2 protein-coding genes are annotated in these 2845 nt (G+C 62.0%); one reads left to right on the top strand and one right to left on the bottom strand.

Features of this window, described 5'->3' with window-relative positions; translation table 11 throughout:
• Positions 1-812 (bottom strand): alpha/beta hydrolase (locus RUW20_RS01395; protein ID WP_313950400.1); only part of this gene is annotated, 812 nt, incomplete at its 3' end.
• Positions 813-1117: 305 nt separating this feature from the next.
• On the opposite strand from RUW20_RS01395, the gene RUW20_RS01400 reads away from it, so the two are divergent.
• On the top strand, positions 1118-2605 hold the full coding sequence (locus RUW20_RS01400; RefSeq protein ID WP_313950401.1) for a hypothetical protein: 1488 nt from the start codon (positions 1118-1120) through the stop codon (positions 2603-2605).
• Positions 2606-2845 lie beyond the last annotated feature (240 nt).

A 2845-nucleotide genomic window follows, 5' to 3' on the forward strand; every position in this document is an offset into this window, starting at 1 on the left:
TGTGCCATTCCCTGGATCACCTGCATCTTCGCATCGGGAATGTGTGCTGCGACGTCGTAACCGCACTCGACAGGGATCAGCGGATCGTCGGCTCCGTGCAAGACCAATGTTGGCGCAGCGATCGTCTGCAGCAAGGCACGGCGATCACCACTGGCGAGAAAGGCGGCCAGCTGTCGTGCCACGCCGCGCGGATGGAAACTGCGCTCGTGCTCGTCGGCCAACGCCGCCCGCAAGCGCTGCGGACAACTCGGAAAATCCGGGCTGGTGACAGCCAACTGCCGTCTCAGGGCGTCCTCCACCAAACTCTCTTTGTCGCGTGCCGCCGGCAAGGGCGCCAGCAGTGCTTGCGACGCCTCGCGAGTCGGCGGCGGCAGGTTCGGATTGCTGCTGGTGGACATGATGCAGGTCAGGGACAAGGTGCGCTGAGGATAGGTCGCAGCAATGATCTGGGCGATCGCACCGCCCATCGACGCGCCGACGATATGCGCCCGATCGATGCCCAGCGCATCGAGCAGACCGACGCAGTCCGCAGCCATGTCCGCCAGGGTGTAAGGCACGCTCAGCGGCAAGCCGCCGCGCAGGGCTGCGCCGACATCAGGAACGCCGGCCTGATCGAGCTTGCTGGACAGGCCGCAGTCGCGATTGTCAAAACGCAGCACGCGATAACCGCGGGCGACAAGCGCCTCGCAGAGCTCGATATTCCAGCGACTCAACTGCGCACCCAGCCCCATGATCAGCAAGATGACCGGCGCTGACAGCGGGCCAAGACTTTCGTACTCGATCTGGAGTTTGTTCGCGGTAACTTGTGGCATGGCAGGACGACAAGGTGGTGGACAGGGAATTTCGCTCGATGCGGGATGTCGGCGACTGACGGGCAGCCGTTGAATGTACCACTCGATCTCCCGGGCGGCAAAACGAGTGCCTGGTTTTGAGGTCGTGCGGAACACGGCGCGCCTCTCCGCACAAAGCCTGTCGGGGACAGCGCCTGGCATTACGCTTCCTTTTTTTGGCCTGAATGAGACATTCGTCACCTTCCCGCAAAATGACGAAGGGGTTGCCTGTTCAAGGTCGGCTAGACTCCGTTTTTCTCATTTTCTTTCGTTCAGGAGCAGGCCCAATGAAATACCGCATCCGTCACGCCATCCTCGTCGCCTGCCTGTCCGGAGTTCCGACAGTGCCTTTCGCTCAGACCCTGGCGCGCGTTGCCGAGACTGACGCCAAGCTCGATTGCGCCGGGATAGCCGCGGAACAGAAGCGCATGGACGCACTGGTCGACGCCGGTGATCCAAACGCTCCCGGAGTTGGCAAAGCGGTCGCCGGCAGCGCCGCAAACGTCGGGGGGCAGGTCGTCGGTGCGACGGCTGCGCAGGCCTCCGGACTGTTCGGTGGGCTCGGCGGCCTGGTCGGCAAGGTGGCCGGCGTCGTCGCGCAACAACAAGTAGAGGAAAACCTTGCACCGGACGCAGCTGCGCAGCAACTCGCCGGCGAAGCCAGGGAGCGGCGCTCCTTCCTCGGCAAACTGGCCAGCGCCAAGGATTGTCGCGCCGACGACCTCGCCAATACCGGGAAGACGCTCGGTGCCGACGAATTCCGCAAGCTGGCCGAGGGCCCGGCGGCCGGGTCAGTGAAACCATTCAATACAAACGAGGTGCAAGCCGCGTTGGCTGAACCGGCGCTCCCGCTTGATAGCCAAGGCTTCCTTGAAGGAGAGCTGAAGACAGCCGGTAAGCACATTTATATCAGTGAGTTCCGGGTTCTTTTTGAAGTTGGTGGTCAGGTTTCTGCCAGCACCAGGGCAGGATACATGCCCGGGACAAACTATGGTGGTACGCGATCCAAGATCAAGTACCAGGTGGCCAATGTCAACGTTCCCGCGCTACAAGCGCTGACCGACAAAGCCTGGGCGGACTTGCAGGCAAGGCTCGCGGCGGATGGAATCCACCTGGAAGATGGAGCCGCCTTTACCTCCGCCAACGGTGCGGTATATGAGGCCACCGAGCCCGCCAGCACCGCCGCGGCCCCGGTCTACATCGAGCAGGATCTTGGCCATACCGTTCGCAAGTACCTCGTGCTGGCACCGACGGGAATGAAGTTACACGCGCGCGGCTTTGCCGGGATGGGCGCGGGCAACATGGGCAAACGCGTCGAGTGGAGCAAGGCTGGCCTCGACGGGATCGCCATCGGCGTGGCGGTCAACATTGCTTCGCTGGAGACGTCCGGCTCTGGCTCCTCCATTCTCCATCGTGACGGTGCCAATACTGGCGCTGGAGAACAGATGATGGTCACGGCGCCCCCGGGTGGCGCTGTTGCCAGTGGCCATGTCGACGCGGGAAGCGTGCGCGCGCCCAAAGGCCTGGTTGTACCCGGAACTTTCGCGCGTTTTCGCGATGTTGGCGGCTACGACACCCAGAAGGACGCTGCCGTCAGGGCGCTGCAGGTCGTTGGCAACCTTGCCGGTGTTGCCGCCAACAAGTCGAAGACGGTGGAAATGGAGGTGGATCTCGACGGGCCGACCACCAGCCGCATGACTCTGACGGCGCTGGTCACCTTCAACAAGGCGATAAGCGATCAACTCAAGGCTGGCCAGCAGGCAAAAGGCAGCTAGCGTCGGCTCAAGAAACAGGCGCCACGCCGCAAGCGCTGGCGCCATCAATATTCATTGGGGGCTTCCATGGGGGCAGGCGATTGCTTGACGCGAGGGAGCCGCTCGATGCTGAACAACAGCCCCTTTTGATGACGGTATTTTTGGGTGCGTATAATCCGTATTATGTCAACTTGCAAGCATAACCGTATGCCACACATGGACAAAGGAAAGATCGTTTCCTATACTTTCTGCGAGCAAACA

The organism is Accumulibacter sp., assembly GCF_032229525.1.
GTDB lineage: Bacteria > Pseudomonadota > Gammaproteobacteria > Burkholderiales > Rhodocyclaceae > Accumulibacter.

Coding starts and splice junctions, on each gene's coding strand:
- RUW20_RS01400 (WP_313950401.1), top strand. CDS start 1,118: ATGAAATACCGCATCCGTCACGCCATCCTCGTCGCCTGCCTGTCCGGA.